This is a genomic window from Formicincola oecophyllae (genome assembly GCF_006542395.2).
Taxonomy (GTDB): domain Bacteria; phylum Pseudomonadota; class Alphaproteobacteria; order Acetobacterales; family Acetobacteraceae; genus Formicincola; species Formicincola oecophyllae.
The window spans coordinates 735,314-755,617 of the sequence record NZ_CP038231.1 but is presented as its reverse complement, the minus strand read 5'-3'; the positions used below and the strand labels follow the sequence as shown (position 1 = coordinate 755,617).

The following is a 20,304-nucleotide window of genomic DNA, read 5'->3' as shown; positions in this document are numbered from 1 at the left end:
AATGGAATCCTTTGGGTAGAGGCATTGAAGGAAATGAAGTGGGTGTTCACGGTTAAGATGAGGCTTTTTCTATCTGTTCTAAGGTGTAGTAGTAGGATTCAGCTAGCTTTTCACTAGCCTTTTGATCAGGATTGAGGATGAACAACCCCAATTCAACAAGATTGAATTTTTGGTCTTGGCTGATAAGAGGCAGGAGGCGCAACATCATTTCAGCGCGTTTGCCATAAGGCGCGCTGAGCAAGCGGCTCATGCGTAAGTTACTGACTTTTCCCAAAGCCATGGCCTTGCCCAAGGGAATTTCGGATGGGTGTTGGGTGAATTTCGCTGGCGCTGCCCCTGGCTGGCCTTTGGGACGGAGGGATGCCAAAGCCTGCAGTGCCAAAGCCCAGGCATGTTTGCGGAAGGCCGCAGAGCCTTCTGGGTAGCGCGCCTCTTCATCCTTGTTGAGGCGCACAAGGCCTAAATCATACTTGACCCAAAGCTTCCAGAATTCAGGCACATGCCGCCCAGCGTTGCCACCCCGGCGGAGCTGGGCAAGGGGGCCTGGCATCATGCGGGGCAAATCATGAGTGATCAGTTCCTTCAAGCGCTTTTCCTTCAAGCACTCTTTCATGTTCATGGTCGGGGGCTGGGCGGCAGGGGAAGGCGTGTTTTCAGTCATGACTGCTGGTCCAGTGTTGCAGGGGCTGGTTGTTCAGATGGTGTGGCCTTGTTCCACCCCCAATGTTGGCGCAGCTCTTTAGAAGCACTGAACTGGCCATCCTCGCTGTAAATCAAATATTTTCGATAAGCATTTATGGCCGCGACTCGCCCTTTGGGACGCTGGAGATAGGGGCATGGAATGGTTTTCATGGCCTTTTCCAACAACTTATCTCCGTAATCGACCATTTTGACCAGCCATTCATGATAAAGTGTTTCAGCATCTTTTTTGTTTTCCACATCTAATTTTTCCATATAATCATTCAGCATGTTGAAGAATAATTCATCAACGTGGTGATCAAGTTCTTTACGGTAAGGGGTATAATTCTTCTTTTGATGGCCTTTATTTGTATCTTTTTTATCATCGTTTTTATTTTTACCGTCAGATTCTCTATTATTGGAGGTTTTTCCACCTTTTGCCCACAAAGCGCAGGCACGGGCCAAGGCTTTGTCGATTTGGCTGATATCCTCAAGTTGTTTTTGAGCTTGTGTGGCTAAATATTTTCTCTGAACTTCAGCTCCTTGAAGACGCCTGGTGAAATGGGGGCCAAATGGCACAACAATTTCATGGTAGCCTTTTGTTTTGCCTTCGCTGCGGGCCAGCACAGCTGCCCTCATGAGAAGGACTTGGTTAGTTTCACCAGCAGCTCTCAAGGATGGTGGCAACTTCCATGACGAACCAGACTTCGTTTTAATGCCAAATAGGATTTCACACAGTTTACCCCGAGTGAATCCTTGGCTGGTGGCACTGAAAGCTTTTGGACCTTCTGTGGTGATTTCCAAAGGGGCCCAGAAATCACCTGTGTTGCCCTTAAGGTCCTTGGCATTGGCAATGCGTGGTTTGTCAGCCGTTGCTTCCAGGGCTTCCCAAGCGCCCGTGGCTGTGGTGACCAGGCGCACCCGACGGCACACCTCCAGAAACCACAGGTCAAGCGCAGACAGCGAAAGCCCGCTTTGGGCACCGCCATCCCATGGCAGCAACCACAGGAGGGCCTTGCCTTTTTCTGGCTCTGGATAATGCATGGCGTATTGTTGCTGCAGTTCCGGACGGCGGCGCAGCATGGCTTTCATGTCCCGTCTGATGTGGCCCCCCACATGGGCGCCCAAGGGGTGCAGGCTGAAAAAGGGGCGTGAGGAGAACCCGCCATTCATGCGGGCGATGCCTTGGTGGCCACGGCCTGTGTAGCCATTCATGGTTTGGAAGTTGATGAGGGCGAACAGCCAGTCATCAGGTTGGGCCTGCCGCACGACATTGCGTTTGAGGTCCACATTCTTGGCTGTGACCAACAGGTCCATTTCATCAGGGGTAGGGAAAACAGACATCCCTTTGCCGTCTGGGGACAACTTCCCAGGAGAAGGGGGTTGCAGGAAAGCCGGTTTGGTGTGGTCCCCAACAACCAGGCACCAAGGTGCGTCCCCCCATTCAGCTGCCTGTTCAGGGCCTCTTTCACTGGCCACGAGTTGACGCAGAAGCGTAACCCAGCCCTCTGGCTGTTCTGGAGGGGCCTTTTGGCCAGAGCGCAGCAAAGCCAACGCGCCCAACTGGGCCAGGAACATGTGCCATGCTGGCGCCTGATGGCGGCGCAAAGCTGGGAATGAGGCGACCTCATCACGCATGAGGGCAGCCAGGACCCCTGGCAATGACAAGGACTGGAGCGAGCCATCCAGCTTGTGGGTGCGGATCAAGGGATCCGTGAGGAGGTTACCAAGCGCAAGGTCTGGTGGTGTTTCCGTGGTCATGAGATCAAGCCTCCTGGTGGCTGGTCATGTGCACCCCAGTGCGGTCATAAATGATGTGCCAACCGTGCAAGTTAAAGTGCAGTTGCTTCTCCTGTCCAGTGCCTGTTGAGACCTCCTCAGCATCCACGTTCTGGTCTGGCCAAGCGCCTTCATCATCTTCTTGGTTGGAGAAAATCTTCCTGGCCATGTGCTGGGGGATGGTCAGGCTGTGGACGGCATTGCCCAAAGGTCCCGGCACTGGTCGGGAAAAGGTGACAGTCAGGCTGTTCAATCCCAGGCGGGTGCGGAAATGGCCATCCATGAGGGGGCCGGCAGTCTGGCCATAAGGCTTGGCACGCTCCACGCAGGCAGACTGTCCTGCCAGGCCTTCAGCCATTTGCTTGCCTTCAAGCAAATGGGAGCGGTCATTCCAGTCTGGGCCTTGTGCCTGGGCCAAGGCTTTTTGAAGGGCCTGCAAAGTTTCCGGGTCTGTACCGCGTTCCACCAGCATCCTGTTGTCCTGGGGGATGGTCCAGAGGGGTTTTTCCTGAATCAGCCTCCTGGTGGCCTCAAGCATGCGCAGATCACGGTAGACGCCACCTGACTCCGTCAGGCCCAGGCCATAGGCAAGCATGGTGGTGTCTTTAGGGATAATTTCTCCTGGTGAAAGTACAAGGCAGCGTGCCTGTTGGGCCGCTTCGGGGCGCCTGCGCTGGTGGCGGTGCAGGCGCCCCAGGCGCTGCAGAAGGACATCCACAGGGCATAGGTCGGTTATGAGCAGGTCTGCGTCAATATCCAGACTCTGCTCCAGCGTTTGGGTGCCCATGACGATGCAGCCTTGGCTGAGCTGTGGCACGTGCTTGCCCAAAAGGCCCTCCACCGCGCCATCAAGGCTTTTGCGGTCCTCTGGGCTGAAGCGGCTGTGATGGAGGGTGTGGACGCCGTTCACCTCCAGTGTAGGCACAGTATTTTTAGGGTCTTGTGCCTCCAAAGCCTCAAAAGTGGCTTGGGCCGCTGAGACCGTGTTGCGGATGATGAGGACCCGCAACCCTTGGCGCGCGCCCTCCAGCGCCATGGCGGCCACAGCGTCAGGTTGCTTGATGATGTCGCTGAGCTGGAGCGTGACCTGCTTGGGTGGTTGGCGTTCTGAAGCCTTGAAAGCCACGTGGCGCTCGTGGCCTTGGCTGTCCAGGGTGGTCAGGCAAGGGTAGGGCACGCCTTCACGCTCCTGCGCCGTGGTGGCTGGGCTGGTGCCCAGCCATTCAGCACGGGCGGCAGCGCCAAGCGTGGCGGACATCAGCAGGGCATGGCCGCCGCGCTTGACATGGGCCTGCACTAAGCGCCGCCCAATTTCAGTCATGTAGACGTCTGAGGCATGGACTTCATCCACCACCAGCAAGGAACGCGCCAAGGCGCTGGCACGCATATGCGACCATTTCACGTGCATGGCGCCCATCATGGCCTGGTCGATGGTACCGACAGCCAAAGGATAGGCCAGGAAATGGCGTGCGTTTTCCGCCGCCCAGCGCTCTTCATGGTTGGGTGGGTCATCATCCCACCGTACCTCGAACCCTGGCAGGTGTTCGCTGACCTCATGCTGCCCAAAGCGCACATAGCCAGGGACGGCCAGGATGGTGTCCTTGCGAAAAAGTCTCTTGCAAGCTTCCTGCACCCTTCTGTGCAGGCTGGAGGCAGCGGCGCGCGTGGGGATGGCGAAATAAAGGCCATCCACTTTCCCCTCCGCAAAAAGCCTCATGAAAAGCATCAGGGCCGCTTCGGTTTTGCCTGAACCGGTCTCTGATTCAAGCACGGCCACGCGCTCAGTCACCTGGGCGGTCAGCTGCTGCATGTCGGAAGCCGCGGCATGGCCGGGCCAGCCAAAAAGCGCGGCCTCTTCCATAGGAGCGGAAGGGGGAAGGCGCCAGGGGCTAACATCCAGCCCCAACTTCACCAAAGCCTGGCGGGCGCGCTTGCGGCTGTCCGCCAGGGCAGCCACTGGTTCAAGGTTTGTCCTTTTGACGGGGAAGTCAGCTTCGCGTGAACCAACCTGGTCTGCCAAGCTGGTGAGGCCATTCAGATGGTGCTGCAGTTCCGTGCTGTAAGGCAGGGGAGGGCAGGTTGGCTCAAACGCTTCCGGGAAAGCCTGATGAAGCTGGTCAAAGAGCTGGTTAAAGGCTTCGCCTGGGCTGTAGCTGCTGTAGGGATGGTGGTCTTGGTGGTTAGAGCGCACGCTGCCACGTTCACCTACATTGCAGTAACCATGGTGGTTAATGACGGCTAGCAGAAGACTGTCTATAGAATCAGGACCTTCATCTTCAAAGGTTGTTTTGTCACACCAATCATACAGAATCTTGGTTAGACAGGGATGTTCTAGATAAAACCCAGTTTCTGGGGCGCCTGAGAGCATTTCCCAACCTTGTCGTACATGGCCTGTAGGGGCTGGCATAGCTGGGGCAGGAGGGAAAATCTTGAACTGGAAGCCACTGTTGACTTTGCCGATGTCATGGAGGGCCACCAGGAAAGCCAGACGGCTTATCTGGCCGTCAGTCAAGGGGGTTCCGGCCGCCCCCTCCAGCAGGCAGCGTTGCGTCGGCAACTGCATGAGTTCCAGGAAAACCGCAGCCACATCAAGCATGTGGCGGTGAAGGGGCAGGAATACGTCTCTGCCATCCCCCATCCATTGCCGTTCCTTGCCAGCAGTGTTGCCCTCACCAACCAGGCGGCCAAACTTGCCCCAAGGTAGATATAGGCTAGGGTCAAAAGGATGTGGCGGTATAGTAGTCATGAGTGGGCAGACCTTTGGTAAATTTCAAGCATATAGTGAACATATAAATATGAATTCTTGAAAATGTTCCTATAATTGGACCATATACCTGATACTTATTTCACTCTTCCCTCAACCCTTATAAGATTTCAACAGGCGGGGACATTGACGGCCAGGCCGCCTTGGGCGGTCTCTTTGTAGCGGTCGTTCATGTCGCGCCCCGTTTCGGCCATGGTTTTGGTGACGTGGTCCAGGGAGACATGGTGCGCCCCATTGCCTAGCATGGCCAGCGAGGCCGCATTAACGGCCTTTACAGCGCCAAAGGCGTTGCGTTCCACGCAGGGGATCTGCACCAGGCCCGCCACAGGGTCGCAGGTCAAGCCCAGATGGTGCTCCATGGCGATCTCAGCAGCGTTTTCCACCTGTTCAGGCGTGGCGCCCAGCACTGCCGCTAACCCGGCCGCCGCCATGGAGGAGGCCACACCAACTTCCCCCTGGCAGCCCACCTCAGCGCCGGAGATGGAGGCATTGAGCTTGAACAGCCCGCCAATGGCCGCTGCCGTCAGCAGGAATTTGCGCTGCCCCTTTTCGCTCCATTCAGGGCAAAACTGGCGGTAGTAGCGCAGAACAGCTGGGATGACGCCAGCCGCCCCGTTGGTGGGAGCGGTGACGATGCGCCCACCGCTGGCGTTTTCCTCGCTCACGGCCATGGCGTAGAGGTTGAGCCAGTCCATCACCCCATGGGAGGGGGCGCCTTCAAGGTGCGGGCCAGAGCGCGCCTTGAGCTTCTCGTGAAGGGCAGGGGCGCGGCGCTGCAGCTTGAGCGCGCCAGGAAGTGTGCCTGTAGTGGTCAGGCCACGTTCAATGGCGGCCAGCATGGTTTGGGCGATGAGGTCCAGCTGCGCGATGACGTCTTGCGCAGGGCGCAGGCTGGCCTCATTGGCGAACACAACCCCTGCGATGTCTAGCCCCGTTTGGCGGCACCGCGCCAGGAGAGTGCTGCCTGAGGTGAAGTCATAAGGCATCGCTGGCAAATCGTAGCTGGCGTTTTCTGCGCTGGTTTCAGGGGTGATGAACCCGCCCCCCACAGAGCAGTAGCGTTCCTTGAGCAACATCTGCCCTGCACTGTCATAAGCGCAGAATTGCAACGTGTTGGGGTGCACTGGCGGCACCGTGTCACGGTCGAGGATAATGTCTTGGGCTGGGTCAAAGGCCAGCATCGCGCCAGCGCCTGATGCCCTGTTGAGGGGCAGGCGGTGGTGGATGAAGGCTTCCTCCTCATGGAATTTCACTTCCTCTGGGGTAACGGTGTCTGGTTCCAGGCCGGCCAGACCAAGCACTACGGCGCGGGTGGTGCCATGGCCCACAGCCGTCCAAGCCAGGGAGCCGTAGAGGGTAACCTCAATACGTGCAGGCAAGCAGGGCAGTTCAGCTACGCTGTTGCGGAAGCGCTGCGCGGCTCGCATGGGCCCCACTGTGTGGGATGATGAAGGCCCAATGCCGATTTTCAGGAGGTCGAACAGGCTAATCATGGTGGGTTCCCCGCCTCAAAGTCCTGTGCACCGCTTTTCTTGGGGAGCACAACCACCCATAGCACAGTTTGCCGCCCTGGCCAGGGCGAAGGTTCAAAGGCAGTTGAGGACGATGTCAGCATAGGTGGCGCTGGCAGCCGTGCAGTAGGTAGGGCTGTAACCGGTGGACCGCCCAACGCCCCAGTCCTCCAAGCGTTGAGCGCGGTTGACCTGGGCTGTTTTCCACAGCGCGGCAAAGCGTTTGTCCTCTTGGTGGGCCGTCAGCTTACCGTCATCTTCCAACTGGCCTGCCTTGCTGTTCCAAGTGAAAAGGGGCTGCAGGTCGCTGTAGGCATAACCGTTGAGGACAGCGCGTTCCCCAAAGGCCTTGTTGTGGCAGGCATTGCGCAAAACAGCGCTGTGGTTCTGCATATAAGCATCGTCACAGATTTTGATGGCGCTTGCGAAACGGGCATTGGCAGCCTGCTTTTCTTGGCCTTTCAGCTGGCCTGTGGAGGAGGTCTGCGTGACGGAGCTGGGGTCGATCGGCACAGCGCACCCTGCGGTGATCCCACACAGCACCAGGGTGAGGGCAAAGGAGGTGCGCTGCGTCATCAACCAAGTCATCATGGTGTTTCCCTCGTAAGGCACGCCCAGCTGTGGGCTGTGCTCAGAAAGCCTGTGGGCGCGGCCCTTCAGGCGGTGCTGTCATCAGCGCGGTGCCACCATGGCAGGGGGCCTTCCCCCTCAACCGCTGGACATACTGGCAAGTAAGCTGAAGGGTCACCTCCCACCAGGCGGACTGCATTGGTGGGTGTTTCGCGGATTTCAAGCGCTGTCAGGCGCAGGACGTCGCCTTGCGCGTGGAGGAAAGCGTTCATCTTAGCCATGAGGAGGGCGGCCAGAAGTTCCGTTGTAGGGTCACCTGGCGTCACGACAAGGCGCCCCAGCCTGGAAGGCTCATGGGTGCGGAACCAATCCAGAAGGGGGTCATCGCGCCCAATCTGGAAGGAATGGTCCATGCGCTCATCAATGAAGCGGTGCCAACGCCCCTTGGCCTCCGCAAAAGGCAGAAGCATGTTGGCGTGCCCATCCAACCGCCCACTGCCCCCAGCCCCATCCCAGCTGGGGTGGCCTAGCCCAGCTGCCAAGCTGACGGTGACGTGCTCATTATGGCCATGGGGGATGGCGCACCGGTCTGAGGTGCCGGCGATGAGCCTGTGCCCCATGGAAAAGCGCCTGGTGAACAGTAACTCAGCCTGGGGGGCAGCGGGTGCGCTACGGCCTTGGTTCAGGGCAGTGGTGCCAAAAGAAGGGGCGCCTGGTGCGGCGTTCATGACTTGCTGGCCTGGTAACGGTGCCAGCCTTCAGCGCGCAGTTCACAGGCAGGACAATGCCCACAGCCATAACCCCAGTCATGCTCGCTGCCTTCGCCCCGGTCGCCGTGGTAGCAGGAGTGGCTGTCACGGCGGATGGTCTCCACCAAGGCAGGGCCGCCGATGAGTTCAGCCAGCTTCCAGGTGCGCGCCTTATCCAGCCACATCAGAGGAGCTTGCAGCACAAAGCGCTGGTCCATGCCGATGTTCAGCGCAACCTGCATGGCCTTGATGGCGTCATCCCGGCAATCGGGATAGCCAGAATAATCCGTCTCGCATACGCCTGTGATGATGGTGCGCGCATTGCGCCTGAAGGCCAAAGCAGCTGCGAATGTCAGGAAAATGAGGTTGCGCCCTGGCACAAACGTATTGGGCAGGCCGTTTTTGCCAAGCTTGATTTCAGCATCGCGTGTCAGGGCAGTTTCAGAGAGTTTGCCTAGCGCTGGCAGGTCGATCACGTGGTCATCACCAAGGCGTTCTGCCCCGCGGGGCACCAGGTCGGCGATTTGGCGGCGCAGCGTGGCGCGGCAGTCCATTTCAACGGCGTGGCGTTGGCCATAGGAAAAACCCACCGTTTCCACATGCTGGAACGCTGATAGGGCCCAGGCCAAGCATGTGGCTGAGTCCTGTCCACCAGAGAACAGCACCAGCGCCGCCCCGCCAGGCAGGGAAAAGGACCCGCTGAGGGGAGCAAGCTGACGGGAAGTGTGGGGGACCGGGAAATCCTGGTGGTTTGTCATGGTATGCCTATCAGCTTGTGGGTTTGCAGACTGAGACGCCACTGAGGGTGGGTCTGGCAGTAGCGTACTGCCGCCTGCACATTTTCAGCACTCCGCAGGGGGGGCTGTCCAGCTTCGGCTGAAGGCGCGGGGATGTCGAGGGGCTGCAGCCAAAAATGCTTGAAAGGCAGCGTGGTGAAAAGTTCAGGGCTAGCGTCTGTCTGGGGGTAGATGAACTTCAGTTCGTCACCGCTGGCCTGCACCAGGGGGGCGCGCCCTTTGGGGCTGATGCACAGCCAATCTATCCCCAAAGGCGCTTTGAGGGTGCCATTGCTTTCCACCCCTACTTCAAAATCCAGCTGCTTCAAGGCTTGGATCAGAGGCTGGTCAAGCTGCAGCAAGGGCTCGCCCCCCGTGAACACGACATAAGGGCGCACCAAGGGGCTGCAGGAGGCATGGCCTTGGTCGCCCGTTCCTGCCTGCCATGCCTGGAGGATGGACTGGGCCAGGTCAGCTGCCTTGTGGAAACGCCCACCGCCAGGACCATCCGTGCCAATGAAGTCAGTGTCGCAGAAGCGGCACAGCGCATGGGCACGGTCCCCTTCGCGGCCGTTCCAAAGGTTGCAACCCGCAAAACGGCAAAACACCGCAGCGCGGCCTGTGTGGAAGCCTTCGCCCTGCAGTGTTGGAAATATTTCTTTGACTGAATAAACCACCGCGTGTTCCATAAGGCTTATGAGGCCACTATAGCCATGAAACGCCGTTAAGGCTGCTTTCATGAAAGTAAAGTGGCGGGAGTGACGGGGCTCGAACCCGCGACCTCCGGCGTGACAGGCCGGCGCTCTAACCAACTGAGCTACACCCCCAAGCCCTGGTGACTATCCATCCAGCACTGTCAGTGCCGCAAGGCGTCTTTCCCGGTGGGGTGGCGATTATCTAGCAGGGCTTTTCAGGGAACGCAACAGGGAAAATGCACCTGGGCGCTGAAAAGCTGTTCCTGCTTGAGTGAAGGTAGGGCGCCTTCAGCGCTGGAAGGTTGCGCGTAGCCCCCAGTGCCAAGGTGTGCTGTTGCCAAGGGGCACTGTCTGCACGTCACCCAAACCAGCTGCCTGCAGCCATGCCATGGCTTGGCGCGCTGTTGGCCTGATGGCCATGGTAGGGCCACGCGGGGTGGTGATGTCGCTGCGCCAATGCATGACGGAGACCGTCCCTTGCGGGCGCAGCAGGCGCCGCGCTTCCGCCAGGAGGCGCTCAGGGTGTTCCACATGAAGGAGGTTGTATATCATGACATGCGCCATGCTGCCCCTGGCGCATGGGCTGGGTGCTTCAAGCAAGTCTGCCTGCAGGCATGTCAGGTGCTCCCCAAGGCCGTGTGCGTTGGCTTGGACACGCAGTCCTTCCACCAGGTGTTCCTCATAGTCCATTGCGACTAAATGCCCCCCCTTAGCCCGCAGAAGCCGCGCCAGGGGCAGGCTGAAGGTGCCGTAGCCACAACCGAATTCAGCAATGCCGCTTGAGAGGGCTTCAGCTGGCACCATTTTACACACGACCTCTGGCGCTTGGAAAAACCGTTCCCATTGCGCTGCTGGCGGCATGGCGCTGTCACGTCCCTTCATGGCTTCATCCTTGATTCTGATTTTAATGCTAGACGCAGGCTTCCATGGTCTTAAATTCCCAAGAAGGGGCGTTCAAATACTGTTTGGCACTTCATCTCATGTTACCATGGCCAAAACGCCATGATGGAGGGATGCCTGGATGATTGCCATGATTGAAGGTGCCTTGGCAGCGGACGCCCTCAACACAGCAGCTTTGAGCGGCACCGCGCCTGAAGCGTGGGAAGGCACAGCTGAGCGCCCCTCCCCCTTGATGCGCATCCTGGTGGGGTTGGCCGCGTTTGTCGTGGTTGCGGGAACGGCTTTTCTGCTGGTTCAGCTTTAACATTCAGCTGGGACGTTCAGCCAGGCTCTATGTGGGCGCCAGCGCGCTGCAGGGCAGCCAGGGCTGCGGTGGCGCCTGCCTTGTCCAGGCCAGCGCAGAAATTGGGCAGCACGCGCACCACAAACCCGGCTTTGAGGGCGTCCAGGACAGTGGCTTTGACGCAGACCTCAAGCGCCACCCCAGTCACGTCCAAGGCCTTGATGCCCGCTGAGCGCAGCTTGGCTGCCAAACCTGAAGGCTGGCGGCCGTTATCGCTAAAGGCGGAAGGGCTGTCGCAATCCTGCATCGTTCCTTTGCGCTGGATGATGACAGGCACCCCCCCTGCCCCTGGCAGCGCCAAGGCTTGCAAAGGGGAGGCCAGCTTGGCGCCAGCCGTCCCTGCTACGCAATGGGCTGGCCATGGCCCCCCTTGGTCCTGGAAGGAGGCATGGTTGGCTGGGTGCCAATCCTGGGTGAAGACCAGGGCATCGTAATGCTGGTTAAAAGCAGGCTGCCTGATGTGCTCAGCCAGGCGTTCCGCCAGGGTTGCTGTGTGTTGGGTTGGGAGGGCCAATGTCCCGCCAGGCAGGAAGTCGCGCTGCATGTCCACAACCAGGAAGGCTTTTCCTGTGGGCTTGCGGCAGGTGGACTGTGAGGAAGGGCTGGCCATGGATTGCTGGCGCTTTTCAAAGGTTGGGTACTGGTACCAAGGGAGGGCCTTTAAGTCCCTAGCCCGCTTTGGGGGGCGTTGAAAGGTTATGCTTGTCAGAACCACAAGTATATTTTGTTGGCACAGCGTGATGATTTGGCGCTAACCTTCCTTCATGGCTGGTGGCGTGAATGGTTCTGCCTGTCATCTGTGACAGCGCCGCACCCAACATGAAGGTTGAGGCACCAGCATGTGACATGGGCAGTTACCTGGCCCGACCGAAGGCGCGGCACGTGTGTTGCAGCGCCGCTATGGAAGGAAACGTTTCATGAGCCGTCTTGAGAAGGCCAAGGGCCTTGCCCTTTCCTTGATGATGTCGTCAGCGCTGGCGCTGCCAGCCTTCACAGCCCCTGTGCAGGCGGCTGGCGCCCCGGACGTTGTGGTCAACCCTGACAACCGCCAGCCCCCGGAGCTGACCCAGGACACTGGCCGCGGCGTGGCTGACAACCAGAACACCAAGACCGCTGGCCAGAATGGCCCCGACCTGCTTGAGGACTACCACTTCCTTGAGAAGTTCGGTCATTTTGACCGTGAGCGCATCCCCCAGCGCGTTGTCCACGCGCGCGGCGTTGGCGTTCAGGGCGAATTTGAGGCCACGACTGATTTCAGCCAGTACTCCATGGCTTCCCTTTTCAAGCCCGGCAAGAAGACACCCATCGTGATGCGCTTCTCAACCGTGCTGAACCGCGATGGCTCCCCTGAGTGGATCCGCGACCCGCGCGGCTGGGCCATTAAGTTCAAGACCGACACCGGCAACTGGGACATCGTTGGCATTGACTTCCCGGTGTTCTTCATCCGTGACGCCATGAAGTTCCCCGACCTGATCCATTCCCAGTCGGTTGACCCAGTCAGCGGCATCCAGGACCTGGTGGGGCGTTGGGACTTCTTCTCCAACATGCCTGAGAACGCCCACGCGCTGACGTGGCTCTACTCCATGCGTTTTGGCGTGCCGAAGTCACTGCGCCAGATCGATGGCTACGGCGTGCACGCCTACCGCACCATGACGAAGGACGGTAAGCAGTACTTCGTGAAGTTCCAGTTCAAGTCCCGCCAAGGTGTTGAGGGCCTCTCCCGCGACCAAATCGCCAAAACGGATTGGAACTACGCCACCAAGGACCTCTACGGCGCCATCTACAAGGGCGATTACCCCAAATGGGACCTCTACGCCTACGTCATGACGCCTGAGGAAGCCAAAGCCCTTCCCTATGATGCCTTCGATGACACTAAGGACTGGATCGATGACAAGGGGCACAAGCTGGGCCATGAGGTGAAGCTTGGCACATTGACCTTGAACAAGGTCCCCGACAACTTCTTCGAATGGACTGAGGAAGCCGCTTACGGCCCCGGCACCATGATCCCGGGCATCTACCCTTCCCCAGACAAGATGCTGCAGGGGCGCCTGTTCTCCTACCCGGACACGCAGCGCTACCGCCTGGGCGCCAACTACCAGGAACTGCCTGTCAACCGCCCACTTGTGGCTGTTCATAATGACCAGCAAGACGGCATGATGCAGTTCATGCCCCAGAAAGGCCATGCCAATTACCAGCCCACCAGCTACTGGAGCGACCCTTGGGCCGTGAAAGATGAGGTGAAGCCCGGCAATGGCGTGATTGAGCCTTCCGCCCCGGCAGGCTCCAAGCTGGCGGCGGCCACTTACCCCGTTGGCGGCATGGCGCGCGCTGAGCGCATCTCCCCCGCTGACGACTTCTCCCAGGCAGGCATTTTGTGGCGCTCCTTCAGCCCTACGGAGAAAAGCCAGGAGATCGCCAACCTTGTGGCCGACATGCAGGGTAACAACATCCACAAGCCAGCGCGCGTTACGCTGGTGCGCTGCGCAGCTTACTTCTACAAAGCTGACCCGGAGTTCGGCACGCGCTTGGCCAAAGGGCTGAATATTCCCATGGCTGACGTCATGGCTGTGGTCAACAGCCTTCCCAAAGGACTGTGAGCACCAGAGCCGTTCACAGCTGAACGGCCCAATCGGCACAGGGGCTGGGCGTTGAATGCGCCCTAGCCCCCAGCATATTCCAAGCGGGCTGCAGGCAGGGAACAGACCCCAACCTTGCAGCCCGTTTTTCATGCCAAACAGTCTTCAATGCAAGGGCCTGGAGACCCCACCTGAACCAGGCCATGCAACCTGGGAAAAACAGAACCATGGATCTAGTGGGGAAAAGGCGGGTTTTTCATGGCAGATGCGGCAAACACCCCTCAGGCGGCACAGCACGGCCGCCTAAGCACAACCTGGAACAGGTGGACGGCTGCTTTCACATTGGCTGTGGTGTTGGTGGCAGGCATTGCAGCCTGCGTTTATGGTTTGGCTTGGCAGCATCACCAGGGCGCTAACCACCCCCACAAGCTGAGCGCGGCTGAAGTTCAGCGCAAGCTGGACATGATGTTTTCGCGCGCTGACAAAGGGCCGCCCCCCAAGGTCCCAGCCCTAGCCCGGCTGGGCGTCAGCGAGGAACGCCTGGAAACCATTTGGCTGGACGCAGCACGCGCTGGCGACCAGGACATCATCACAGGGCTCCTTAAACGTGGCATGGCGCCCAATGTAGCCAATGGGCGCGGCCACACGGCCCTCATCCTGGCTACCTACTATGACCACCTCGCCACGGTGAAGGCGCTGGTCAGCCATGGCGCCAGTCCCTGCCAAGAGGATAGGAAGGGCAACACGGCCTTGATGGGTGCTGCCTTCAGGGGCAATGAGGCCATCCTGCGCTACCTGGCCGCGCAGGGTTGTGATGTGAACCACCGCAACCACGCAGGTCAGACGGCCCTGATGATGGCGGCACTTTTTGGCCGCGCCAAAGCGGCCAAGGCGCTCCTTGCTTTGGGTGCTGAACGTTCTTTGAAGGACCAGGCCAGCCAGGACGCCCTTTCACTGGCGCGGCTGCAGGGCAACGGTGCCATGGTGGAGTTGCTCAGCGTCCCCTGAGGTTGCCTTGGCGCAGGGCAGCACCCCATGGTTGGGAATAAATGGGTCAAGGATGAATGGGCATGTGGGCCACAGGCACGCCCCCAGGGCCAGCTACCAACACGTAAACCTCATTGCCACGCGCTGGAATCCACACCACATGGTTTTTGAGCCACGCTGTGCCCAGAAGCATGTCTGGCTCATCCAAAGCCAAGGGGGCCACCGTCAACACTGGGGTGGGGGTGTCCTGCCCAGCGATGTCCAGGTTGTGGAAACGGTGCCAATGCCAATCATTGGCCTTGGTGCCCAGCCCTTTACTGCGCCCACCTGGGTCACGCGCCAGGGTGGCGTCATTGACGCCAAGGCGGTGGGCGAAGCGTGTTGACAGCACTAGCGAGCGCGCCCCTGAATCAATTAGCGCCAGCCCTGATTGCCCATCAAGGGTAAACGGCACCATGATGCGGTCGCCGCTGCGCCGTGCTGGCAAATGGCGCCATATCCCCTGCCATGGTGGTGGCACGGGGCAGAGCAAGGATTGGCTGCGCACATCCCAGATCGTCAGGCTGTGGCCGGGCAGGTCCATTTCAATGTCATGGCGCCCCAGGACGTCCATGCCCAGCAGCCCCATGACGGGGGGTTGCGCCGGTGGCAAGCTGGAAAGCACGCCAATAGGCATAGTGACGTTGTCCAACGCCCATTCATCCCTTCCCTGCGCCAAGCGCAGGCTGCCAATGTGCGCTAAGGGGGCCAGGTGACTGCGCCCGTCACTTCCCTGGATAATCACCCCATCATCATGGCCGTCTGAAACCAAATGCAGGGGCACAAGGGCCTGGGGGGTGAGAAGGCTCCCCTCAGAACCTGTATCAACAACCATGCCCATGGGTACGTCATTGAGTTGGGCATTCACCACGGGAATGCCTTCATGCAGTTCCAAGGGAACACGCACCAGGTTGTGCAGGCGGCAAGCCTGTGCCGCGTGGGCGTTGGGTGGCATGGCAGGGAAGCTGGGGGCTGCTTTGGCTGGGAGGGGTGTGAAGGTGCCAGCCAGGACGAGTGCTGCAGCAAGGATAGGGGCGCGCATGTGAAACCTGTTGCCGATGTGCATGGTGACCTTTCCCAGCTTAGCTGAAATGGCGTTGGGAAACTGCCCTTGATTGAAAGTTCCGCCCGTAAAGGCCCAGGCGGTGGTACAAAGGGCCCACAGCCCCTTTGTGAAAAGGAGACCTCCATCATGACTGCCCCTTCCGCCAGCCGTGCGGCTGTCCTGGTGCCACGCCCCTTCCCAGGCCCTTTGGATTACAGTGTGCAGGGCCAGGCGCCAGCACCAGGCACATTGGTACATGTGCCGCTTGGGCGCGGCAAAGGGCGGGAAGTGGTGGGATGTGTTTGGGACACCCCCCAAGAACGCTCCTCAACCCTGGCGGCCACTGCCATGGGGGGAGCGGTGGCAGCAGCGCGGTTGAAGCCCCTGGGCAGCCCCTTGCCTGGTGTGCCGCCCTTGCCAGCCACACTGCGCCGTTTTGTGGATTGGGTGGCTGATTACACCATGAGCCCCCCAGGCATGGTGCTGGCCATGGCAGTTCGCGCCCCTGTGCAGACACCGCCGCGCCAGCCAGTGCCAGGTTGGCGCCCAGTTGCCCCTGAAAAGCCCCCAGGGCTTACAGGGGCGGCGGCCACCCCAACGCGTTTGCGCGTATGGGCTGCGGCTGGCCAAGGCACAGCGAAAACCGTTCCAGAACTGGCAAGCGCTGCCCAGTGCGGCGTAGCCGTTGTGCGCGGCATGATCAACAAAGGTTGGCTGGTTCAGGCAGAACACTCTGGGGCGGTGAACCCTACCCCCCAGCCAGACTACGAGCGCCCCACGCTTTCAGATGACCAACGCAAAGCGGCTTCCCTTTTGGTTAGTCAGGTGGACAAGGCGGTTTTTTCCACCACCCTTTTGGAAGGCGTGACGGGGTCAGGCAAAACGGAGGTGTACTTTGAAGCCGTTGAGCAGGCGTTGCGCATGGGGCGCCAAGTGCTGGTCCTGTTGCCGGAGATCGCGTTGACAGCCCAGTGGGGAAGCCGTTTTGAAAAACGCTTTGGATGTGCGCCCCTGATTTGGCATTCGGCTTTGGGGGGGCGGGCGCGCACCGATGTGTGGATGGCCTGCGCCACAGGACAGGCCCGTGTGGTTGTGGGGGCGCGTTCAGCCCTTTTCCTGCCTTTTGCTGATTTGGGCCTTGTTGTGGTGGATGAGGAGCACGAAGCCACCTACAAGCAGGAGGAAGGGGTGCTTTACCATGGGCGAGACATGGCGGTGGTGCGGGCCAGGTTGGCGGGCGCGCCCTGCATTCTGGCTTCAGCCACGCCCTCCTTGGAAACGCGCGCCAATGTGGAGAAGGGCCGCTATGGCCATGTCCTGCTGCCAAGGCGCCATGGTGGCGCCCTCATGCCAGCGGTCAAGCTCATCAACCTGACCAAGAATTTGCCTGCGCCTGGTCAATGGCTCTCACAACCCTTGCGCGATGCCGTCAGCCAGACTTTGGACAGGGGGGAGCAGGCCCTGCTGTTCCTGAATCGCCGCGGTTATGCGCCCCTAACGCTGTGCCGCCACTGTGGTTACCAGTTTGAATGCCCCCATTGCTCCGCCTGGATGGTGGAGCACAAAAGCCACCAGCGCCTGACATGCCACCATTGTGAACACAGCGAACCTGCACCAGCGTTCTGCCCGCAATGCGGTGAAAGCGACATGTTGGCGGCCATTGGGCCAGGGGTGGAGCGCATTCATGAGGAGGCACGCAGGCTCTGGCCCCATGCTGAACTCCTGTGCCTGGCCTCAGACGAGATGAAAAGCCCTGAAAGCCTGCGCCAAGCCATTGAACGCGTGGCTTCAGGCCAGACTAACCTCATCATTGGAACGCAGTTGGTGGCCAAGGGGTGGCATTTCCCCCACCTTACCACGGTGGGGGTTGTGGATGCCGATTTGGGGCTGAATGGAGCTGACTTGCGTGCTGGTGAGCGCACCATGCAGCTTTTGCAGCAGGTGGCTGGGCGCGCTGGGCGCGCTGAACGCCCTGGCACGGTTTGGCTGCAAAGTTGGGATGTGCGCCACCCCCTCATGCAGGCCATGGCGCATGATGATATGGCAGGCTTCCTGGAAGCTGAGAAAGCAGCCCGTGCGCCAGGTTTCTGGCCACCTTTTGGGCGTTTGGCAGCCTTGGTCGTCAGCGCCCCCATAGCAGAGCAAGCTGAGGAAATGGCCCAACTTGTGGCTTCAGTCGGGCCCCATGGGGTGCCAGGCGTACAAATCCTGGGCCCAGCCCCTGCCCCCATGGCGTTCCTGCGTGGCCGCCACCGCCAGCGATTGCTGCTGAAAACGCAGCGCTCTGTGGCCTTACAGCCCTTGCTGCGTCAATGGCTGGCGAAAGTGGCCGAAGTGGAAAAGGAGCACAGCGCAGGGCGCCAGGCCAAGTCACTTTCCTGGCAGGGGGATGTTCGCCTGACAGTAGACATCGACCCCGTCTCCTTCATGTGAACCGTGACCAAAGGCCGCAATGGGGAATGTTCAGGAGGCGCATTCAGGCAAGCCGTGGCTAGGCTGCACGGCTATTAATCAGCGTGGCGGCCCACAACGGTGCGAGCAAGGCCCACCAAACCCACCAGCCCAACTACAGCCAGCAAACCATCGCGGGCAGCGGGGCGGGTGCGTTTGGGGCCGATGACGCTCAACAAGGCCAAGGCGACAAAGCTGCCGTCAGCCACGCGCCGCAAGGTGCGGAATTTCCGGCGGGACGAACGGACCATCTCCTGCAAGGGCGGCTTCAGCAAACTGGCTTCAAGGCGCGGTGAGGCAGAGGGTTTTGAGGTGCGGGAAAACAGCTTGCACATGCAGACATCAACCTTCTTCAACAATCAGCGCCCTTCAGGTGTCAGGGCTGCGTCCATCAACAGCGCACAGCATAACAGGCCTTAGAACGCCGCGGAATTCCGGCATGGCTGCCGGTAGAAAGAAATTACAATTTGATTGGGGCCTGAACGTGGCGCCCCCGCCGCAACCTGGCGCCACCATTAGGCCCTGCGGGCTGTAGGGCCCCTCATGCGCTGCCACAGCAGGGTGCGAAACCACCCCCAGGCCTTGGCGGGTGCACCAATCATCTGGTCGCGCTGGTTTCTGGGCTAACTTTCTAGGCCAACTTCAAAGAGGCTGGCCGATGTTCTCAGCTTTGAATTTTTTAAGCACGTCCTTGTCCAGCTCCATGGCGGGCGCGCGGCGCTGCATTTCCTGAAGCGCTCCCATGGCAGCAGTCCCTTCATGCAATTGGGTTTCCAGCTGGCTTAACAGCAGCCAGGACAGAACGTCATCAGGGTCTTTGGCCAGCGCTTGGCGCAAATCCTCGCGCGCGCCCATTGGGTCATTGAGGGCCATGCGCAGTTGGGCACGTTCACGCCGCAACACGGTGCAATCCTGCAATGCCAAGGCTTGGGCCAAAATGGCCTCAGCCATTTGCATGCTGCCCTTGGCGGCCAGCTGGCTGGCCTGGTCAAGCATCAGGGCGCTTTCAGGGGTGAGGGCGCCCATGCGCTGTGCCTCAGCGCGCTGGAAAGCCTCAGCAGCCGCTTGGTGAGTGGTGGCGTTTTTCAAGGCTTGTTCAGCAGCGGCCAGGGCAGGCAGGGGGCGTTTGTGTTCTGGCGCTTTAAGCGCTGCACCGCCTGCAGAGTGATGGCGTGTAGGCACAGCAGGGTTTTTGGAAGGGGACTGGGCCCAGGCAGTGCTTGCCACAAACACGCAAAGCCCTGCCAGCAAGGCTGGCAAGGCGCGCAGCGCAACCAAGCAGGCGGCGTTCAAAACCACCCGGTTTGGTTGTGTGATCAGCCCTGGCGGGCTTTCATGCGGGGGTTTTTCTTGTTGATGACGTAAACGCGGCCACGGCGCTTCACAACGCGGCAGTTCTTGTCACGGATTTTGGCGGTCTTGAGACTATTGCGGATTTTCATGGCGTCATGGGCTCCAAGGTGCGAGGCCCGGCGGATGAAAAGCGGACCCTTCTCGCATGTGAATGCACCACCAGACATGGCACAGCCACAGGACCAGCCCAAGCTGGCACTGTGCAGGCTGGCAATGCTTGGTTAGGCACATTGCGTGCTGTCATTGCCTTGGCCATTACCCTCTCCGGCCTGGGCACGTCAAGGGGTTAGGTGGTGTGAAGCTGTTTGTGATTGCATTTACACGGGCCTGCACGTTACTGAATGGGCAGCTTTTCCAGCCAGCCAGGCATTGCCAGAATTCCCTGGCACAGCCAGGGAGGAACACCATGGCGCCATTAGAGAGCAGCACCTTCAGCCGCCTGTTTCGCAGGGCCACGGCTGGCTTGATCATCAGTGGGTTGCTGGGCGTGGCCATAGGGATGGTCGTGCCTGCCCAAGCTGATCCGACAGAAGAGTACGCCATTAAGCAGGATGCTTTTGACGCGCACAGGAAAGCCAGGGTGTTCACCAGCGTCAACCAGGTATTGGCGGTGCTGCGCGCCCAGCCTGCTTCTGCCAGCCAACGCTGCCTTGAGAGCATCAAACAAATGCATGAGGCCCGCCACCAGGCTGCTGAGATAGCGGAAGATCCTCATTCAGGCCACACCGAACTGGCGCAGGACGTAGCTGATTCAGCCACAGAGGACGCCCTGGCCATTTGCGGCGCTGATGCCCACGCTGCCTGCCCAGGCAGCGCTGGCAATCCTGCTTTGGTCGCTGCTTGCGCTTCTTTGCCGCCCACACCGCCGCCCCCTGCAGAGGATGGCATGGAGTATTGAGGCGTTAAGGTTTGCAGCGCTGGTTGAAGAGGCAAAGCTGGCAAGTGGTGCTATGCCATGGCTTTCCCTTATGTTTTTCAGGCCCTCCTTCTTGGACTTTAGTTGAATTGAAGTAACATTTTTGTGACTTGGGGCTGGTTTTGTGCGTTCTTGCGCGCTTTTGGCCAGCTGCCTAGCTTTTCTCCAGCGC

The 20,304-nt window shown here is 59.7% G+C and carries 19 protein-coding genes and 1 tRNA gene; 5 read left to right on the top strand and 15 right to left on the bottom strand.

Annotated elements, in window-relative coordinates:
- Positions 1–52: 52 nt before the first annotated feature.
- The 10 genes from E3E12_RS03395 to E3E12_RS03350 form a co-directional block, all read right to left on the bottom strand.
- Positions 53–661 carry a hypothetical protein gene (locus E3E12_RS03395; RefSeq protein WP_141443047.1) on the bottom strand — a complete coding sequence of 203 codons (609 nt, stop codon included), beginning with the start codon at positions 659–661 and terminating at the stop codon, positions 53–55.
- On the bottom strand, positions 658–1,770 hold the full coding sequence (locus tag E3E12_RS03390) for a hypothetical protein (RefSeq protein WP_149498246.1): 1,113 nt from the start codon (positions 1,768–1,770) through the stop codon (positions 658–660). Before E3E12_RS03390 ends, E3E12_RS03395 begins: the two co-directional genes overlap by 4 nt.
- A gap of 673 nt (positions 1,771–2,443) precedes the next feature.
- The gene (cas3, locus tag E3E12_RS03385) at positions 2,444–5,095 is read right to left on the bottom strand and encodes a CRISPR-associated helicase Cas3' (protein WP_168194374.1); all 2,652 of its coding nucleotides are present in this window, start codon (positions 5,093–5,095) and stop codon (positions 2,444–2,446) included.
- 236 nt (positions 5,096–5,331) lie between these two features.
- Positions 5,332–6,714 carry an L-serine ammonia-lyase gene (locus E3E12_RS03380; protein WP_141443044.1) on the bottom strand — a complete coding sequence of 461 codons (1,383 nt, stop codon included), beginning with the start codon at positions 6,712–6,714 and terminating at the stop codon, positions 5,332–5,334.
- 93 nt (positions 6,715–6,807) lie between these two features.
- Positions 6,808–7,323, bottom strand: coding sequence for a hypothetical protein (locus E3E12_RS03375; RefSeq protein WP_141443043.1), 516 nt, complete (start codon positions 7,321–7,323; stop codon positions 6,808–6,810).
- Positions 7,324–7,388: 65 nt separating this feature from the next.
- Positions 7,389–8,030: a 6-pyruvoyl trahydropterin synthase family protein gene (locus tag E3E12_RS03370; protein ID WP_141443042.1), complete on the bottom strand. Its 642-nt coding sequence runs from the start codon at positions 8,028–8,030 to the stop codon at positions 7,389–7,391.
- On the bottom strand, positions 8,027–8,809 hold the full coding sequence (queC, locus tag E3E12_RS03365) for a 7-cyano-7-deazaguanine synthase QueC (RefSeq protein WP_141443041.1): 783 nt from the start codon (positions 8,807–8,809) through the stop codon (positions 8,027–8,029). The genes E3E12_RS03370 and queC overlap by 4 nt, the downstream gene beginning before the upstream one ends.
- Positions 8,806–9,504 carry a 7-carboxy-7-deazaguanine synthase gene (queE, locus tag E3E12_RS03360; RefSeq protein WP_168194373.1) on the bottom strand — a complete coding sequence of 233 codons (699 nt, stop codon included), beginning with the start codon at positions 9,502–9,504 and terminating at the stop codon, positions 8,806–8,808. The genes queC and queE overlap by 4 nt, the downstream gene beginning before the upstream one ends.
- Positions 9,505–9,577: 73 nt before the next feature.
- Positions 9,578–9,654: transfer RNA gene (locus E3E12_RS03355), tRNA-Asp, on the bottom strand.
- Positions 9,655–9,810: 156 nt separating this feature from the next.
- Positions 9,811–10,404 (bottom strand): class I SAM-dependent methyltransferase, encoded by a 594-nt coding sequence (locus E3E12_RS03350; protein ID WP_141443039.1) that lies wholly within the window; start codon positions 10,402–10,404, stop codon positions 9,811–9,813.
- A 139-nt stretch (positions 10,405–10,543) separates the two neighbouring features.
- On the opposite strand from E3E12_RS03350, the gene E3E12_RS03345 reads away from it, so the two are divergent.
- Positions 10,544–10,726: a hypothetical protein gene (locus tag E3E12_RS03345; protein WP_149498244.1), complete on the top strand. Its 183-nt coding sequence runs from the start codon at positions 10,544–10,546 to the stop codon at positions 10,724–10,726.
- 16 nt (positions 10,727–10,742) lie between these two features.
- On the opposite strand, the gene E3E12_RS03340 is transcribed toward E3E12_RS03345, so the two are convergent.
- Positions 10,743–11,375, bottom strand: a complete 633-nt coding sequence (locus E3E12_RS03340) for an isochorismatase family protein (protein ID WP_141443038.1) — start codon at positions 11,373–11,375, stop codon at positions 10,743–10,745.
- Positions 11,376–11,682: 307 nt separating this feature from the next.
- Here E3E12_RS03340 and E3E12_RS03335 point away from each other — a divergent pair, with 307 nt between their 5' ends.
- Entirely contained in the window at positions 11,683–13,362 is a 1,680-nt protein-coding gene (locus tag E3E12_RS03335; protein ID WP_206338664.1) for a catalase, read from the top strand.
- A gap of 237 nt (positions 13,363–13,599) precedes the next feature.
- Positions 13,600–14,349 carry an ankyrin repeat domain-containing protein gene (locus E3E12_RS03330; protein WP_141443037.1) on the top strand — a complete coding sequence of 250 codons (750 nt, stop codon included), beginning with the start codon at positions 13,600–13,602 and terminating at the stop codon, positions 14,347–14,349.
- Between the two features lie 46 nt (positions 14,350–14,395).
- On the opposite strand, the gene E3E12_RS03325 is transcribed toward E3E12_RS03330, so the two are convergent.
- Positions 14,396–15,409 (bottom strand): aspartyl protease family protein, encoded by a 1,014-nt coding sequence (locus E3E12_RS03325; RefSeq protein WP_168194372.1) that lies wholly within the window; start codon positions 15,407–15,409, stop codon positions 14,396–14,398.
- Between the two features lie 150 nt (positions 15,410–15,559).
- On the opposite strand from E3E12_RS03325, the gene E3E12_RS03320 reads away from it, so the two are divergent.
- Positions 15,560–17,845 (top strand): primosomal protein N', encoded by a 2,286-nt coding sequence (locus E3E12_RS03320; protein ID WP_141443035.1) that lies wholly within the window; start codon positions 15,560–15,562, stop codon positions 17,843–17,845.
- Positions 17,846–17,919: 74 nt separating this feature from the next.
- Here the strand turns inward: E3E12_RS03320 and E3E12_RS03315 are convergent, their stop codons facing one another.
- From E3E12_RS03315 to ykgO, 3 genes are all read right to left on the bottom strand, one after another.
- The gene (locus E3E12_RS03315) at positions 17,920–18,198 is read right to left on the bottom strand and encodes a hypothetical protein (protein WP_149498243.1); all 279 of its coding nucleotides are present in this window, start codon (positions 18,196–18,198) and stop codon (positions 17,920–17,922) included.
- Between the two features lie 307 nt (positions 18,199–18,505).
- The gene (locus E3E12_RS03310) at positions 18,506–19,141 is read right to left on the bottom strand and encodes a tetratricopeptide repeat protein (RefSeq protein ID WP_141443033.1); all 636 of its coding nucleotides are present in this window, start codon (positions 19,139–19,141) and stop codon (positions 18,506–18,508) included.
- A gap of 38 nt (positions 19,142–19,179) precedes the next feature.
- Entirely contained in the window at positions 19,180–19,305 is a 126-nt protein-coding gene (ykgO, locus tag E3E12_RS03305; protein WP_141443032.1) for a type B 50S ribosomal protein L36, read from the bottom strand.
- Positions 19,306–19,622: 317 nt separating this feature from the next.
- On the opposite strand from ykgO, the gene E3E12_RS03300 reads away from it, so the two are divergent.
- On the top strand, positions 19,623–20,114 hold the full coding sequence (locus E3E12_RS03300) for a hypothetical protein (protein WP_141443031.1): 492 nt from the start codon (positions 19,623–19,625) through the stop codon (positions 20,112–20,114).
- Positions 20,115–20,304 lie beyond the last annotated feature (190 nt).